General features: G+C 64.0%; 14 protein-coding genes. 4 read left to right on the top strand and 10 right to left on the bottom strand.

Going from position 1 to position 14,228, the window contains the following annotated elements:
- Positions 1-16: 16 nt before the first annotated feature.
- The 3 genes from PIN31009_RS23380 to PIN31009_RS23370 all read left to right on the top strand — a co-directional run bounded on the left by PIN31009_RS23380 (position 17) and on the right by PIN31009_RS23370 (position 3,388).
- Complete coding sequence (locus PIN31009_RS23380) at positions 17-1,117, top strand: MraY family glycosyltransferase (protein ID WP_150686256.1); 1,101 nt, start codon at positions 17-19, stop codon at positions 1,115-1,117.
- 50 nt (positions 1,118-1,167) lie between these two features.
- Positions 1,168-2,259 (top strand): MraY family glycosyltransferase, encoded by a 1,092-nt coding sequence (locus tag PIN31009_RS23375; RefSeq protein WP_150791706.1) that lies wholly within the window; start codon positions 1,168-1,170, stop codon positions 2,257-2,259.
- A gap of 103 nt (positions 2,260-2,362) precedes the next feature.
- Positions 2,363-3,388: a symmetrical bis(5'-nucleosyl)-tetraphosphatase gene (locus PIN31009_RS23370; protein WP_150686254.1), complete on the top strand. Its 1,026-nt coding sequence runs from the start codon at positions 2,363-2,365 to the stop codon at positions 3,386-3,388.
- A gap of 157 nt (positions 3,389-3,545) precedes the next feature.
- Here PIN31009_RS23370 and PIN31009_RS23365 read toward each other — a convergent pair whose 3' ends face one another.
- The 7 genes from PIN31009_RS23365 to PIN31009_RS23335 form a co-directional block, all read right to left on the bottom strand.
- A complete protein-coding gene (locus tag PIN31009_RS23365) occupies positions 3,546-4,376 on the bottom strand; it encodes a lysophospholipid acyltransferase family protein (protein WP_150791705.1) in 831 nt (276 codons plus the stop codon).
- A gap of 12 nt (positions 4,377-4,388) precedes the next feature.
- A complete protein-coding gene (locus tag PIN31009_RS23360; RefSeq protein ID WP_150791704.1) occupies positions 4,389-5,702 on the bottom strand; it encodes a dihydroorotase in 1,314 nt (437 codons plus the stop codon).
- Positions 5,703-5,710: 8 nt separating this feature from the next.
- A complete protein-coding gene (locus PIN31009_RS23355) occupies positions 5,711-6,688 on the bottom strand; it encodes an aspartate carbamoyltransferase catalytic subunit (RefSeq protein WP_150686251.1) in 978 nt (325 codons plus the stop codon).
- Between the two features lie 89 nt (positions 6,689-6,777).
- Entirely contained in the window at positions 6,778-7,206 is a 429-nt protein-coding gene (ruvX, locus tag PIN31009_RS23350) for a Holliday junction resolvase RuvX (protein WP_087686458.1), read from the bottom strand.
- Positions 7,203-7,772 carry a YqgE/AlgH family protein gene (locus PIN31009_RS23345; RefSeq protein ID WP_058376067.1) on the bottom strand — a complete coding sequence of 190 codons (570 nt, stop codon included), beginning with the start codon at positions 7,770-7,772 and terminating at the stop codon, positions 7,203-7,205. The genes ruvX and PIN31009_RS23345 overlap by 4 nt, the downstream gene beginning before the upstream one ends.
- A gap of 90 nt (positions 7,773-7,862) precedes the next feature.
- Positions 7,863-9,332 (bottom strand): hypothetical protein, encoded by a 1,470-nt coding sequence (locus tag PIN31009_RS23340; RefSeq protein ID WP_150791703.1) that lies wholly within the window; start codon positions 9,330-9,332, stop codon positions 7,863-7,865.
- Between the two features lie 12 nt (positions 9,333-9,344).
- Positions 9,345-9,515: a rubredoxin gene (locus PIN31009_RS23335; RefSeq protein ID WP_039370930.1), complete on the bottom strand. Its 171-nt coding sequence runs from the start codon at positions 9,513-9,515 to the stop codon at positions 9,345-9,347.
- A 213-nt stretch (positions 9,516-9,728) separates the two neighbouring features.
- Between PIN31009_RS23335 and thiD the strand changes: the two genes are divergently transcribed.
- Positions 9,729-10,613, top strand: a complete 885-nt coding sequence (gene thiD / locus PIN31009_RS23330) for a bifunctional hydroxymethylpyrimidine kinase/phosphomethylpyrimidine kinase (RefSeq protein ID WP_150686249.1) — start codon at positions 9,729-9,731, stop codon at positions 10,611-10,613.
- Positions 10,614-10,711: 98 nt separating this feature from the next.
- On the opposite strand, the gene PIN31009_RS23325 is transcribed toward thiD, so the two are convergent.
- The 3 genes from PIN31009_RS23325 to PIN31009_RS23315 all read right to left on the bottom strand — a co-directional run bounded on the left by PIN31009_RS23325 (position 10,712) and on the right by PIN31009_RS23315 (position 14,152).
- Positions 10,712-12,487, bottom strand: coding sequence for a PglL family O-oligosaccharyltransferase (locus PIN31009_RS23325; RefSeq protein WP_174997355.1), 1,776 nt, complete (start codon positions 12,485-12,487; stop codon positions 10,712-10,714).
- A gap of 231 nt (positions 12,488-12,718) precedes the next feature.
- Positions 12,719-13,243: a pilin gene (locus tag PIN31009_RS23320; RefSeq protein WP_217426830.1), complete on the bottom strand. Its 525-nt coding sequence runs from the start codon at positions 13,241-13,243 to the stop codon at positions 12,719-12,721.
- Positions 13,244-13,423: 180 nt separating this feature from the next.
- A complete protein-coding gene (locus PIN31009_RS23315) occupies positions 13,424-14,152 on the bottom strand; it encodes a TerC family protein (RefSeq protein ID WP_150686246.1) in 729 nt (242 codons plus the stop codon).
- Positions 14,153-14,228: the final 76 nt, after the last annotated feature.

The raw sequence follows: 14,228 nt of genomic DNA, 5'->3' as shown, positions 1-14,228 counted from the left end.
ACGACTTGTCCGCACTATGCTGAACCTGACATTGGCCCTCGTAGTCTCGTTTGTCACCACGCTGCTGATCGTGCGTTATGCCCACGTGCACGCGCACTTTTCGAGCGACAGCGACACGAAGGGCGTCCAGAAGGTCCATGCGCATCCCGTGCCACGCATCGGCGGGCTGGGCATCATGCTCGGCCTGCTTGCTGCCGGTACGTTTGCGAAGTTCCACTACGATGGCCCATTGGAAGAGATTCTTCTTCTGGCCGCCTGCGCCGCCCCGGTGTTCCTCGGTGGTTTCATCGAAGACATCACCAAGCGGGTGTCGCCGCGCATGCGTCTGCTGTGCGCCATGATCTCGGCGTTCGTCGCCTATCTGGTGCTCGGCATTCACATCAATCGCATCGGCATCGCGCCCGTCGATCATCTGCTGACGATCCCCGTCATTTCAGTCGTGCTGACGGTCATCTGCACCGCCGCCATGACGAATGCGGTGAACATCATCGATGGCTTCAATGGTCTGGCGGCGATGGTGAGCATCTTCATGTTCGCGTCGCTCGGCTATGTCGCTTTTCAGGTGGGCGACTACATCGTGCTGGCCACGTCGATGATCATGATCGGGGCCGTGCTGGGCTTCTTCATCTTCAATTACCCGAACGGCCTGATCTTCCTCGGCGACGGCGGGGCCTATTTTGTCGGCTTCATGCTGGCTGAACTGGCCATTCTGCTGGTCATGCGCAACCCGGCCGTGTCGCCGTGGTATCCGGCGCTCATGCTGATCTATCCGATCTTCGAGGTGTGCTTCTCGATTTATCGCCGCCGTTTTATCCGTGGCGTTTCGCCCAGCATGCCCGATGGCGTGCACCTGCACATGCTCATTTACAAGCGCATTCTGCGCTGGGCAGTCGGCTCGCGGGTCGCGGCGCAACTCACGCGCCGTAACTCGCTGACGTCGCCGTACCTGTGGGTGCTTTGCCTGCTCGCGGTCATTCCCGCCACGATCTTCTGGCGCCACACAGGCATTCTCGTCGCGTGCTGTCTGGCGTTCATCGTGACCTACACGTGGCTGTATCGCCGCATCGTGCGATTCCGCTCGCCGCGCTGGTTGATCGTCAAGAAAAAGAAATCCTGATTGTCCGCTTCACTCTTTGATGGCCCCGTCGCGGGCCATCGGGCTGCATCATGCTGAGTCTTGCCATCGCTCTCGTCGTGTCGTTCGTCGCGACGCTGCTTATCGTGCGCTACGCGCATGTTCACGCCCGCTTTTCCGGTGACAGCGATGTCGTCGGTGTGCAGAAATTTCATGTGCGCCCGGTGCCGCGCATCGGTGGTGTTGGCATTCTGGCCGGCCTGATCGTCGCCGCTACTGCTCTCGCCTTCCCCTACCCGAACGTCGCGCGCGACATTCTGATGCTCGTGGCCTGCGGCCTGCCTGCGTTTCTCGGTGGCTTTGTCGAAGACCTGACCAAGAAGGTCACGCCGACGGTGCGGCTGGTCTGCACCATGTTCGCAGCCGTGCTCGCCTGGCTGCTGCTCGACATCCGCATCACGCGCATCGACATCGGTTTTGCCGATCGTGCGCTGTTGCTTGCCGCCGTGTCGGTGCCCCTCACGGTGCTGTGTGTGGCCGGCATGGCCAATGCGGTCAACATCATCGACGGCTTCAACGGGCTTGCCGCCATGGTCGCCATGATCATGTTCGCCTCGCTCGGGTATGTCGGGTTTCAGGTGCAGGACCCCATCGTGCTCACCACCTCGATGATCATGGTTGGGGCCATCTTGGGATTCTTTATCTTCAACTTCCCCGGCGGCCTGATCTTCCTTGGCGATGGCGGCGCCTATTTCGTCGGCTTCATGCTCGCCGAAATTGCCATCCTGCTCGTGATGCGCAACCCGCAGGTCTCGCCGTGGTATCCGGCACTCATGGTGATCTATCCGGCTTTCGAGGTCTGTTTCTCGATCTATCGCAAGCGCTTCGTGCGCGGCATCTCGCCCGGCATTCCCGATGGCGTGCACCTGCACATGCTCGTGTACAAACGGCTGATGCGCTGGGCCGTCGGCGTGCGCACTGCGAGTGCCCTCACGCAACGCAATTCCTTGACGTCCCCGTACCTGTGGCTGTTATGCTTGCTGGCAGTGATCCCGGCGACTGTCTTCTGGCGACACAGTCTGGTGCTCGCACTATGCTGCGTCGCCTTCATGGTGACGTATGTCTGGCTGTACCTGCGCATCGTCCGCTTCAAGGCACCCCGCTGGCTGATCTACAAAAAATGAAAGACCACGGGGGGCGACGCACTTTAGTACGACACTGAAGTGCGCGGCCGCGGCACACGGAATCCCCCTGTTCGGGACAACAAGACAAGACAGCGCCACCGCGATGCGTGACATCTATGCCATCGGCGACCTTCAGGGTTGCCAAACGTCGTTTGAAGAACTTCTTGCCCTTCTGCCGCAAGACGCCGACCTATGGCTGGCGGGCGATCTCATCAATCGCGGCCCCCGTTCGCTCGACACGCTCCGTCAGGTCATCGCCCTCGGCGATCGCGTAAGTGTCGTCCTCGGCAACCACGACCTGCACCTGCTGGCGGTGGCCGCCGGGGTGCGGCAGGCGCACGGCAGCGATACGCTCGACGATATTCTCAACGCTCCCGATCGCGACGCGCTCATCGACTGGGTGCGCCATCGTCCGCTCGCGCACTTCGCCCACGGCCACCTGATGGTGCACGCGGGTGTGTTGCCGCAGTGGGACGCCGAGCAGGTCATCACGCTGGCGCGCGACGTCGAAAGCCAACTGCGTGGCCCGGACTGGCAGACGTTTCTCTCGCGCATGTTCGGCAATCAACCGGATCAGTGGCGCGAAGGGCTGGCCGACGAGGACCGTCGACGCCTCACGATCAATGCGCTCACGCGGCTGCGCTTTTGCACCGCCGACGGCCGCATCGATTTCAAGCTCAAGGAAGGTGCCGACGCCGCTACGGACGACCTCAAGCCGTGGTTCGACGCGCCGAATCGACGTACCGCCGACATCACCGTCGTGTTCGGTCACTGGTCGGCGCTCGGTCTGGTGATGCGTGAGCATGTGCTCGGCCTCGACACCGGCTGCGTGTGGGGCGGGCAACTGACGGCCGTGAAACTGGCCGACTCGCCGGCACAACGCGACCTGATTCAGATCGACTGCCCGCAGGTGCGTGATCCGTTCGGATCGGGCGATGGCAAGAAGCGCGGCAAGATCAAGAAGGCCGAGAAGGCCGAAGATGCGTTCAAGGCCGCGAAGGAAGAAAAGCTTGGCAAGTCCGTGCGCAAGCTCGAGAAGATCGGCAAGAGCGCGGCGAAGCATTCGAAGGCAGAGAAGCTGGAGAAGAACGACAAGCCTGAGAAAGCGGCCAAGCGCAAGGAAGCTTGACCGCGTTGCCGTCTACCGTCGCGTAGGACACCTACGACGCCTAGGACGCTTAAGACACATCAGGTCATCGTCGAGACAAGAACGGCGCCGTGAATGCGGCGCCGTTTTCATTTTGCAATGCTGGATTCAGTCCAGCATCACACCTGCTCACACCTGCTCAGACCTGCACGGCCTGCGTGGTGTCGCCCTCTTCATCGCCCACAGCGGCGTCACGCGACCCCACCGAGCCGCTCTGCGGCAGCACCGCTTCCGGCAAGTAGCCCTGCAACTGATCGCCCACTGCCTTCTGTGCGGCGAGTGCGACTTCGCGTCGATGCTGCCCTTCCTGCGGATACTGCGGCTCACCGACCGCCAGACGCACCGTCATCGGCGGCGCCCGCAGAATCATGTCGATGGACTCGATCAGCGTCATCTCGCCGATGTACGCCGGTGCCATCGTGTGACGCCCGCTGGCGGCATCGGTGTAGAACAAGCACAGCGGCTGCACGGGCTTGCCGGTGCTGACAGGGGCTTGCAACAGATTGGCGTGGAACGGCAGAAGGCTTCGTCCGTCCGTGGTCGTGCCTTCCGGAAACACCGTGATGATGTCGCCGTCGCGCAAACATTCCGACAGGTAATGCATGATGCGGCGCGCGTCGGCACGGCGTTCACGTTGCAAAAAGATCGTGCGCGTCTGCACGCACAGCCAGCCCACCAGCGGCCAGTGACGGATCTCGGCTTTCGCGACGAAACGCACCGGCTGCCACGCGTTGATCGCGAAGATGTCGATCCACGAGACGTGATTGCACAACAGCATCACGCCGCTCTCCGGGAGCGGCCCGCGCTGTTCGACTTCGAGTTGCATGCCGCACAGTCGCAACAGCTTTTGCGACCATGCGCGAATGCGGCGATGCCGGCCCGCTTCCGACAGGAACGGGAACAGCAGCAGCGCGGTCAGCAGGCCGCGCGCGAGGTGCAGGCCCAGACGGAGTTTTTTGATCAACAGCACGGCAATCGCGTCCTAAACGGCAAGGATTTCATACGCCACATGGCCGCCGACCAGTGTGAAACGTACGCGTCCCGGCAATTCGTAACCGAGGAACGGGGTGTTGTGTCCCGCACTGCGCAGCAGCCCCGGCGACACTGTCCAATAGGCGGAAGGTTCGAACACGCAGAGATCGGCCGGCAGGCCAACGGCAAGCATACCTGCACCGGCCGCCTTACCGCTCGTTCCGCTCGTTCCGCCGGGCCGGGCCGGATGGCTCAGGCCGTCCAGATGCTGTGCGGGCCCGTGGGTGACGCGCGCCAACGCGTCGATCAGCGGCACCCGGGCCTCCTCGGCCCACTTCAATACCAGCGACAACAGCAGCTCCAGCCCCGTCGCACCGGGGGCTGCCTCGGCAAACGGCACGAGCCGGGCATCTGCGGCGAGCGGCGTGTGGTCGGAACAAATGGCATCGATCGTCCCGTCGCGGGCCGCGTCGCGAATCACTTCGCGATCGCGCTGGCCGCGCAACGGCGGGTCGAGCCGGTACTGGGCATCAAAGTAACCGATGTCCATGTCGGTGAGATGGAGGTGATGTGCCGCGACGTCACACGTCACGGGCAAGCCCTCGGCCTTGGCTGCACGTACCAGCGCAACGCCCGCGGCCGACGACAGGCGGCACAGGTGCACCCGTGTGCCCGTGACACGCACCAGTTCGAGGATGGTGTGCAGCGCGATCGTCTCGGCGGCCACCGGGATACCGGCCAGCCCCAGACGTGACGCCACTGCCCCGCTGGCAGCCACGCCCCCGGCGGCAAGTGCAGCGTCCTGCGGGCGTAGCCAGACGGTCAACCCGAAGGTGCCCGCATATTGCAGCGCGCGCAGCAGCGTGCGGTTGTCCGCGATGGGCGCATTGGCCTGCGACAAACCGATACAACCCGCGGCACTCAACTGGGCCATTTCGGTGAGTTCTCGGCCAGCGAGTCCGACGGTGAGTGCGCCGAGGGGATGCACCTGTGCTTGGTGCATCGCCCGAGCGCGAAGTTGCAGCATTTCGACCAGATCGGGCGCATCGAGCACGGGATCGGCATCCGGCGGGCATACGGCACGCGTCACGCCACCAGCCAGCGCCGCCGCCGCTTCGCTCGCCGCCGTCAACTTGCGCGCCGCCAGATCCACCAGCCCCGGCGCCACGACGAGGCGCGACACATCGATCGTACGGTCGGCGGTGAAGCCATCCGGCGCGCTCGCCAAGCCGGCAATGTTGCCGTCCGCAATGAATACGTCTTGTACCCGGTCGGTGCGGGTGGCGGGGTCGATGACGCGGCCGCCCTTCAGATGCAGTTTCATGGGCGCGCTCATCCGTGGTTTCCGGCGACGATACTCATCACCGCCATGCGCACGGCAATGCCGAACGACACTTGTTCGAGAATGACGGACTGCGGACCATCGGCCACCCGCGAATCGATTTCCACGCCGCGATTCATCGGCCCCGGGTGCATGACGATGGCGTCGGGCTTGGCCAACGCCAGTCGCTCGGGGGTGAGGCCGTAGTATTTGAAGTACTCGGCTGCCGACGGCAGCAGTGCACCGTTCATCCGCTCGTTCTGCAAACGCAGCATGATGATGACGTCCACGTCGCGCAGCCCTTCGTCCATGTCGTGAAACACGCGCACGCCGAGTTGTTCGAGCCCGGTCGGCAATAGCGTGCGCGGCCCGATGGCGCGCACTTCCGGCACGCCGAGCGTGGTGAGTGCGTGAATATCGGAGCGCGCGACCCGCGAATGCAGAATGTCGCCGACGATGGCCACCGTCAGGTTGTTGAAATCGCCCTTGTGGTGGCGAATCGTGTACATGTCGAGCAGCCCCTGCGTGGGGTGCGCATGGCGTCCGTCGCCCGCGTTGATGACGTGTACGTGCGGGGCGCAATGCTCGGCGATCAGATACGGGGCGCCCGACTGTGCGTGCCGCACGACGAACAGATCCGCATGCATCGCCGAGAGGTTGCCGATGGTATCGAGCAGGGTTTCGCCTTTGCTCGTCGACGACGCATTGATATTCAGATTCAGCACGTCGGCAGACAATCGCGCAGCCGCGATCTCGAACGTCGTGCGCGTACGTGTGGAGTTCTCGAAGAACAGATTGAAAACGGACTTGCCGCTCAGCAGCGGCACTTTCTTCACATCGCCGTCGTTCAGACTGACGAACTGCGTCGCGGTGTCGAGAATATGGGTGAGAACGGCGCGCGGCAGGCCTTCGACCGTGAGCAGATGCTTCAACTCGCCATTGCGAGTGAGTTGCGGGTGGCCGCGCCGGCCGAGCATTCCATTAGCCATGCGGCGTCTCCGGGGTGGCGGCCCAATGCCGGGGCGCCTCGCCCGATGCGGGCAATTCGGGCAATGCCGATAACGCCTGCGGCGCAGCGTCAGGCAGGCACATGCTCGTCGAAGTACTGCTGAAGAATGATGCGGGCGGCTTCGGCGTCGAGGGAGGTCTTTTGCGAGACCTTGACGCCGGCTTCCGCGAGGGCGGCGGCCGCGGCCACCGACGAATAACGCTCATCGACCCACACCACGGGCACATCGAAGCGCCCATTGACCTGATTACCGAAGCGCTTGGCCTGCTGCGTCATTTCATGCGGCGTGCCGTCGGGATGGCACGGCAGGCCGACGACGATCAGCTCGGGCTGCCATTCGGCCACGAGCTTGCCGACTTCGGCAAAACGGACTTCGCGATTGAGATTGGCGAGAACGGTGAGTGCACGGGCTTCTCGCAGCAGCAGATTGCCGATCGCCACGCCGATACGACGCTCGCCATAATCGAAGGCGAGCACCGTCGCGCTGCCAGCCGTCATGCGTGGCCAGCGTCGGCGGAGAGCATCGACGACGACACCCCCAGCAACGCGAGTGCAGCGTCAAAACGCTCTGCCGGCGGAACGTCGAACACGATGCCGGGGTCGGCCGCCACCGTCAGCCAGCCGTTGCGGCTGATTTCGTCTTCCAGTTGCCCCGCGCTCCAGCCCGAATGACCGAGCGTGAGCAGGAAGCGGCTCGGACCATCGCCATTCGCCACGGCTTCGAGCACATCTTTGGAAGTGGTCATCTCGAGACCGCCCGGCACCGACAGCGACGAGCTGTACGGCGTGCCGGTCGCTTCGTGCAGCACGAAGCCGCGCTCCGTCTGCACCGGGCCGCCGAAAAACACCGGCTGATGCGCCAACGGGTCGATTTCGAGCTTGAGGTCCAGCCGTTCGAAGAGCGATTGCAGGTCGATATCGGTCGGACGATTGATCACCAGTCCGATCGCGCCGCGCTCGCTGTGCTCGCACATATACACGACCGTTCCGGAAAACGTCGGATCGGCCATGCCGGGCATGGCGATGAGGAACTGATTCGTGAGATTGATACGGTCGTTCGGCATAGGGCCAGAGTATATTCGCGGACGGTTTGCGGTCTTACCGCGTCGTGCTACGGCCATCGGTCGCTTTGGGCAGCCTTTGCGCCGACTTTATCACGGAACGTCGCGCCCGGTGACGAGCCGCTGTCCGAATACACTCGCATCCAGCGCCCGCTCCCGCCACATCGCCATCTCGGCAATCAGGTCGGGGCGCGGCTCCGGATAAGCGTCTGCGGCGAACTGATGGAGCATGCCGCGCAACGCCTTGACGGTCATGGCCAGCGCCGCCGGGCCGCCCGGCTCGGCCGGTGGCGACGCCGCCAGACGCTCGCCCGTCGCCGACACGGCGGCAGCCAGCCGCGCGACCGGCGCCAGACCGATTGCCGACGCGTAGTCGGCAACACGCCCCGCCACGGCAGGGTCGTTCAGATTCGGTAATGCCTCGTCGGCAAGACTCAGGAAGGTCTGGCAGACGTCATGACGCACCGCAATCGGACCGATACGCAGCCAGTCGCGCGAACTCGTGCCCGCGCCCTGCTTCTGGGCGGCCTCGACCGCGTCGGCCAGCGACGCGGGAAGATGGCCGCCACTGCGCAACACGCCGAAATCGGCCAACAACGTGTTCAGCCAGCTGTCCGGTGCCTGCGCCTGCCACGTCGCCAGCGCTTCGAGCAGGTCGTGTCCCGGAATGACTTCGGTCTGTGATTTGGCGGCCGATGCAGCACTTGCCGTGCCCGCCGTGCCTGTTGCACTCGTTGCGGCCGTGCCGGCTTGTCCCGGTGCCGCAGGCGCTGCCGACAGGTTCTGCGCGGGAATACCGGTGGTCGTCTGACCCGGCTCGGTCGGCCGTGTCAGTTGGCGCCGCAGCGCCATGTTCATTCGCCCGATCTGACGCTTGTCGGCCAGACTCAGTGGCGCACGGGCAAAACGCAGCCATGCGGCCGCGAGACGCCAGTAATCGAGTGGGGCGGTCGCGCCGGCACGGTGCAGGTCGGCGGCCAGATCGGCCAGTTGCGCAAGCGCTGCCGTGGTGTCGGTCGCATCGGCATCCGGGCGCAGCAGACGCAACAGCACGCGCTCGACATCGGCACGCAGCGGTGCGGTCCCCGCCGGCAAGCCATGCAGACGCGGCGTGGCAATCGCCCAGCCGGTCATGCGTAGTTCGCCGGGCGTCGGCGAGCCCGGCCAGTCTGAGGTTGCCGTGGGTGTTACCGCAGTTGCCGCCGTCGGCGCGGATAGTGCCGACGGTGCGGTGCCGGCCTGCCAGATCTCGCGCTCGAACTGGCGCAACGCATTGCGCATGGCGTCCTGACTACCGGGCTGGCCGTAAGCCGTCTCGGCAATCGCTTGCACGAGGCGTTCGCCATGGAGCGCCCAGTCGGCATGACCGCTGGTCTGCAACAAACGATTGGCACGCCGTAAGGGTCCGAGCGCTGCCGCCGGTCCGTTCGACCATGCGTCGGAGGCTTCGGTCAACGCCTCGGCGACGTCGGGCAGCCGCCATAGCGGGGCGTCACGCGTCTCGCGTGTCGCAGGACCGGGCGTGCTTGCGGGGGCGTCGAGGGGCGTTTGCGGAGTCACCATGGGCCATCGGCCTCAGATCTGCACCATCTCGAAGTCTTCCTTGCGCGCCCCGCACTCGGGGCAGGTCCAGTTGATGGGCACGTCGTCCCAGCGCGTACCGGGGGCAATGCCTTCGTCGGGCAAACCTGCCTCTTCGTCATAAATCCAGCCGCAAATGAGGCACATCCAGCTCTTGTATTCCATTCTTTCTTTAGCGACTAGCGTTCCGTTACAATGGCTTGTCAACCGCTTCGGGCCCCGGCGACAGACTTGTCGAACGGTGATGTGGGGGACCTGCCGATGCATTGCCCGGCCGGTGCTGCCCACGACGCTTGCAAGCGCTCCGAAGCGGGCATTTAAGGCGTGATGGTACCAACGAACCCAAGCCCTGACCAGATCGCCGTCTATCCTGCCCCCATGCAAACTGAATCCCCTCCCATTCTGCTGACCTTCGGGCTTTCCGATCCCACTTCGGCCACCGGCATTCAGGCCGACCTGCTCACGTTCGCGAGCATGGGCGGCTACGGCGTGTCGGTGCTTACCGGTTATTCATCGCAAGACTCTCGCGCCTGCGCGGACGTGCAGACCGTCGATCCGGACTGGATCGTCGATCAGGCGCGCATGCTGCTCGAAGACATGCCGGTCGCCGCCTTCAAAGTCGGCAGTGCCATCAATGCCGAGAACGTCGCGGCCATCGCCGAAATCGTCGCCGACTATGACGAGACGCCGCTGGTCGTAGCGCCGGACTTCGGTCTGGCCGGCGAACACCTGCTCTCGGCCGACGAACTGCGCGAAGCCACCGCCAGCCTGCTGGTGCCGCAGGCGAGCGTACTGGTGGTGAGCCCGGCGAGCACCATCGCGCTGGCACAGACGGTCAGCGAGAACGAAAACGTGTCGATGGAGGAAGCCGTGAGCATCCTCCTCGAACACGGCTGCGAGTTCATTCTGGTGAGCGACAGCAACGCGCCGCAATTCACCCACACGCTGTATTCGGACGATGGCGTGGTGCGCGAAGACACTTGGGACCGCCCGCCGCATAACGTGGCAGGTGCCATGGATACGCTCGCGGCGGCAGTGGCTGCGATGCTCGCCAATGGTCTGGCCATGCCCGAAGCCGTGCGCGAAGCGCAGGAGTACTTGCAACAAGTACTCGAGAATGCGTTCCGCCCGGGGATGGGGCGGCATTTCCCCGATCGCTTCTTCTGGGCGCGCAACGACGAAAACGAGGACGATCCGGTGGCGGATTCCCCCGATATCGCCGTGCCGCCCCCGGTCGCACCGAACGAAGGCGACAAGGCCTGACGGCCCACGTTTGCGCCCCGCGTCGCCCCAAAGAAAAACGCCCGCAATGCGAATTGCGGGCGTTTCCTTTTCGCCGGGCACGTCAGCGTGAGCGACGCTCAGGACAGCCGTTTCGAGGCCGATGCCGGTGACGTCATGGCTTCGTCGTCATCCGGATCTCCCTTCGGGCGGCCCCACTTCTCGATGACCCGCTTGGTGAACGGCTTCAGATCGTCGCCCTGAGCGCGCAGCAAGCGAATCAACGCCGCGTACTGACCGTCGAAAATCTGCATGTTGTAATTCTTCAGGCGCTGCACGTCCTCCAACGCCTCATCGTCACGCCCCGCGAGGGCGAGCAACACGATGTAGCGCTTGATCATCGTCGGCCCGGCACCGAGCGCCAGCGCCTCGCGATGGGACGCCAGCTTTTCGTCGAGCTGATCGCGATTGAGGTACAACGCGCCGGTCACGGCGTAGTCGCCATACGGCGCGAAGAACAACGCCGGGTCGGTGCGATACGTGTCGATCTTGCCCGCACGGTAGGCCACCTCCACACGCTGGTAGTCGCCGATCAACCACGGAATCGCCACGCAGCCGAAGAGCACGATCACGCCGTTGATAGCGCCGGTCGCAGTCGGCGACACGCCATTGATGGCCTTCGTATCGCAAAAGCCCAACAGGAACAGCGCCGGGAGCAGGAAGAACGCGTAATGCTGCGGATACTCGAGCATCGCGTGCACCGCAAGCATGCCCAGCAAGATGAACGCGAACGCAATCGGTGCCGACTTGATGCCGCGCACTGCCCGGACGAACCAGAGCAGCAGCGGCACAAGGACCAGCAAGGTGCCGACCAGACCGATTTTCGCGAGCAGATCGAGCAGCGCATTGTGGGCGTTGTCCGCCATCTCGACGGGGCCGAGCTTGTCGACCAATGCGAACTGCGCGTCGATGTAATTCGACCACCCCGCACCGAAGAACCAATGCTCACGGAAAATCGCGAAGCCGTATTCCCACAGATTCAGCCGCCCCGTGACCTGCCCCGCCTGCTGCATGCGCGCCACCGCGCTGCCGTCGAGTTGCAGTCCCCACGCCCCATTGGCCCAGCCGACGAACATCGTCATCAGGCCCAGCAGCGGCAGAATCGCGATGGGCGCAAACCAGCGCATCGGACGGCGCATGTTGTGCGGCGAATCGACGCGCTCATTCCAGACGAGCCACAGACCGAATGCCGACAGCAAGGCCAGTTGCAGCCACGGCGTGCGCGAGCCGGTGAAACAGATACCGATATCGAACGCCGCCCACACGGGCAGCAGCAGCCACACCGGCAGCTTGCGGTGATACCAGAGATAGAACGCCCCGGCACTCGCAAGCGACAGATACGTCGCCAGATGATTCGGCTGATACATATTGCCGAACAGGCGCCGCGCCACGCTGACGGTGTACTTCGCGACCAGCCACGGCACATGCGCTTCGAGATGGAAGGCCTGCACCACCTGTGCACCGAACGCATAGAGGCCGCCAACGGTGAGCGCCGCCGCACTCAAGCGCATGAGCGTGCCGCGCCAGCCCAATTGGGCGAGCCAGTAGCCCGAACTCACCGCCACGATCATCGCCACGCCGTAGAGCAGCGCCGTCATCATCAACTGCGGCAACTCGGTCGCCATCGTCGCGCGCTGGACGAGAATCACCGCGATGAACATCAACGGCATCCACGTAACGCGTGGCAGTTGCAGCAAACGCGAGTCGCGCCGCAGCACGGCCACCATCGACAACACGCCGAGTGCGCCGAACAGCGAGAACGTCAGCGCCTCCGAATAGAACGTCGAGATCGGATACGTGTGTTTAACAAAGTTGTAGGGCAGAGCCCAGATCGCGGCCAGCGTGAGCCCGATCATTGAAAGAAGCAGAGGTGGAAACAAGGTCGCCGCCGTGCAGTACACCGGTTGAAAGATGCGCAAGCATAACGAAAAACGGTCGCCGAAGGGGCGACCATTTCATGCGAGAGACGACATGCAGGAGACGAATCGCCGCCTCTCGTTCCGATGCGCAAACCATGCGGCGAATGACGGACGGTTTCCCTCCCCCGTCCCTCATCCCCGCTCACACCATTCGCTACCCGGGCAGACTCAGCCCTTGGCAGCTTCTGCCGGCACACCGCGGCATTCCGGCGGGGCAACCTTGGCCGACAGCGTGGCACCACTCGGGGCACCGTCGCGGCCTTGCGCATAGCACGTCCAGACGATCTGCCCTTCCGGTGCTTTGCCGCTGTCCAGCACCTTAGGCTTGCCGTCGGGACCGGTCTGCATCGGCACCAGCACCAGCGTGCCGTCGCCGGCGCGTTGCGTGTAGGCGATGCTGACGTTACCCGTGCCGCCATCGATATTGACCGAGTTGACGTTATCCGTCGCGCTCGGCACCTGCCAGCCGCTGTTGAACGGCGCGCCGTGCATGGCGTTCTCGGCGACGAGCGCCTTAGCCGCCGCCGCCGACCCGAGACCCTCGACGACGCGCGCACGCACCAGATAATTTTGCAGATACGGGACACCTGCAGTGACCAGCACACCGATGATCGCCAGCACGATCATCAGCTCGATCAGGGTGAAGCCCCGGGACTTGGCGATACCGGTGGTCCGGTGGCCGAAACGACGCATTATGTAACTCCCAGCGATAGCATTGAAAACGAAACGGACGCGCCATTCCAGGCTCGGAACGGCGCTCGTCGGGGGGAAGTGGGCGGAGTATGCCATAGCCCCCGCGCCGAGAACCCTGCCGCAGATCAAAATCGGGCGGGGCTGTATGGGTGATGAGAAATCACCCGGTAATGGACCGGATTATTCCGAAGAGGTTGCACGCAATTGGCGCGCCTCGCTGCGACGCCGGAGTATCAGCCCGACACCGACGACCAGCAGTGCCCCGATACCCGACGCAATGTAGTGCGTGTATTCGGCCGCTGCGCCCGGCAGGTGAAGCCAGGGGCCGATGCCCGGGTCGGTCACGATCAGGTTGCCCGCAATCCAGCCAAGCAGCGCCGCGCCGGCCATCACGATGATGGGAAAGCGGTCGAGCGCCTTCAGCACCAGTTGCGAGCCCCAGACGATGAGCGGAATGCTCACGAGCAGCCCGAAGATCACGAGCGGCAGCTGGTGGTGGTCGGCGGCCCCTTCGGCGGCACCGGCAATGGCGATCACGTTGTCGATGCTCATGACCAGATCGGCGACGATGATCGTCTTGACCGCGGTCCAGAGCTTGTCGGCTGGCTTCACGCTGTCGTGCGCGTCGTGGTCGGGCACGAGCAGCTTCGTGCCGATCCAGAGCAGCGCCAGACCGCCCACTGCCTTCAGATAAGGCACGGCGAGCAGCGTCACGGCGAACGCGATCAAGATCACGCGCAGTACGATCGCGCCGACGGTGCCCCACATGATGCCCTGCAAACGTTGCTTGGCCGGCAGATTACGGCACGCGAGCGCGATCACCACGGCATTGTCGCCACCCAGCAGGATGTCGATCATGATGATTTGCAGCACAGCTGCCCAGTTCAGCTCAGCGAAGAACGCCAGCATGGCAAGAAATCCTTGATATGAAACCCATAGCAAAAAAGGGAGCCCGATAGTTCAGGCTCCCTTTCTAGTGACTCAT

This window comes from Pandoraea iniqua (genome assembly GCF_902459685.1).
GTDB classification, from domain to species: domain Bacteria; phylum Pseudomonadota; class Gammaproteobacteria; order Burkholderiales; family Burkholderiaceae; genus Pandoraea; species Pandoraea iniqua.
This window is presented reverse-complemented; position numbering and strand designations above follow the sequence as displayed.

Coding starts and splice junctions, on each gene's coding strand:
- PIN31009_RS23380 (WP_150686256.1), top strand. CDS start 17: ATGCTGAACCTGACATTGGCCCTCGTAGTCTCGTTTGTCACCACGCTG.
- PIN31009_RS23375 (WP_150791706.1), top strand. CDS start 1,168: ATGCTGAGTCTTGCCATCGCTCTCGTCGTGTCGTTCGTCGCGACGCTG.
- PIN31009_RS23370 (WP_150686254.1), top strand. CDS start 2,363: ATGCGTGACATCTATGCCATCGGCGACCTTCAGGGTTGCCAAACGTCG.
- PIN31009_RS23360 (WP_150791704.1), bottom strand. CDS start 5,702: ATGAAACTGCATCTGAAGGGCGGCCGCGTCATCGACCCCGCCACCCGC.
- PIN31009_RS23355 (WP_150686251.1), bottom strand. CDS start 6,688: ATGGCTAATGGAATGCTCGGCCGGCGCGGCCACCCGCAACTCACTCGC.
- ruvX (WP_087686458.1), bottom strand. CDS start 7,206: ATGACGGCTGGCAGCGCGACGGTGCTCGCCTTCGATTATGGCGAGCGT.
- PIN31009_RS23345 (WP_058376067.1), bottom strand. CDS start 7,772: ATGCCGAACGACCGTATCAATCTCACGAATCAGTTCCTCATCGCCATG.
- PIN31009_RS23340 (WP_150791703.1), bottom strand. CDS start 9,332: ATGGTGACTCCGCAAACGCCCCTCGACGCCCCCGCAAGCACGCCCGGT.
- PIN31009_RS23335 (WP_039370930.1), bottom strand. CDS start 9,515: ATGGAATACAAGAGCTGGATGTGCCTCATTTGCGGCTGGATTTATGAC.
- thiD (WP_150686249.1), top strand. CDS start 9,729: ATGCAAACTGAATCCCCTCCCATTCTGCTGACCTTCGGGCTTTCCGAT.
- PIN31009_RS23325 (WP_174997355.1), bottom strand. CDS start 12,487: ATGATCGGGCTCACGCTGGCCGCGATCTGGGCTCTGCCCTACAACTTT.
- PIN31009_RS23320 (WP_217426830.1), bottom strand. CDS start 13,243: ATGCGTCGTTTCGGCCACCGGACCACCGGTATCGCCAAGTCCCGGGGC.
- PIN31009_RS23315 (WP_150686246.1), bottom strand. CDS start 14,152: ATGCTGGCGTTCTTCGCTGAGCTGAACTGGGCAGCTGTGCTGCAAATC.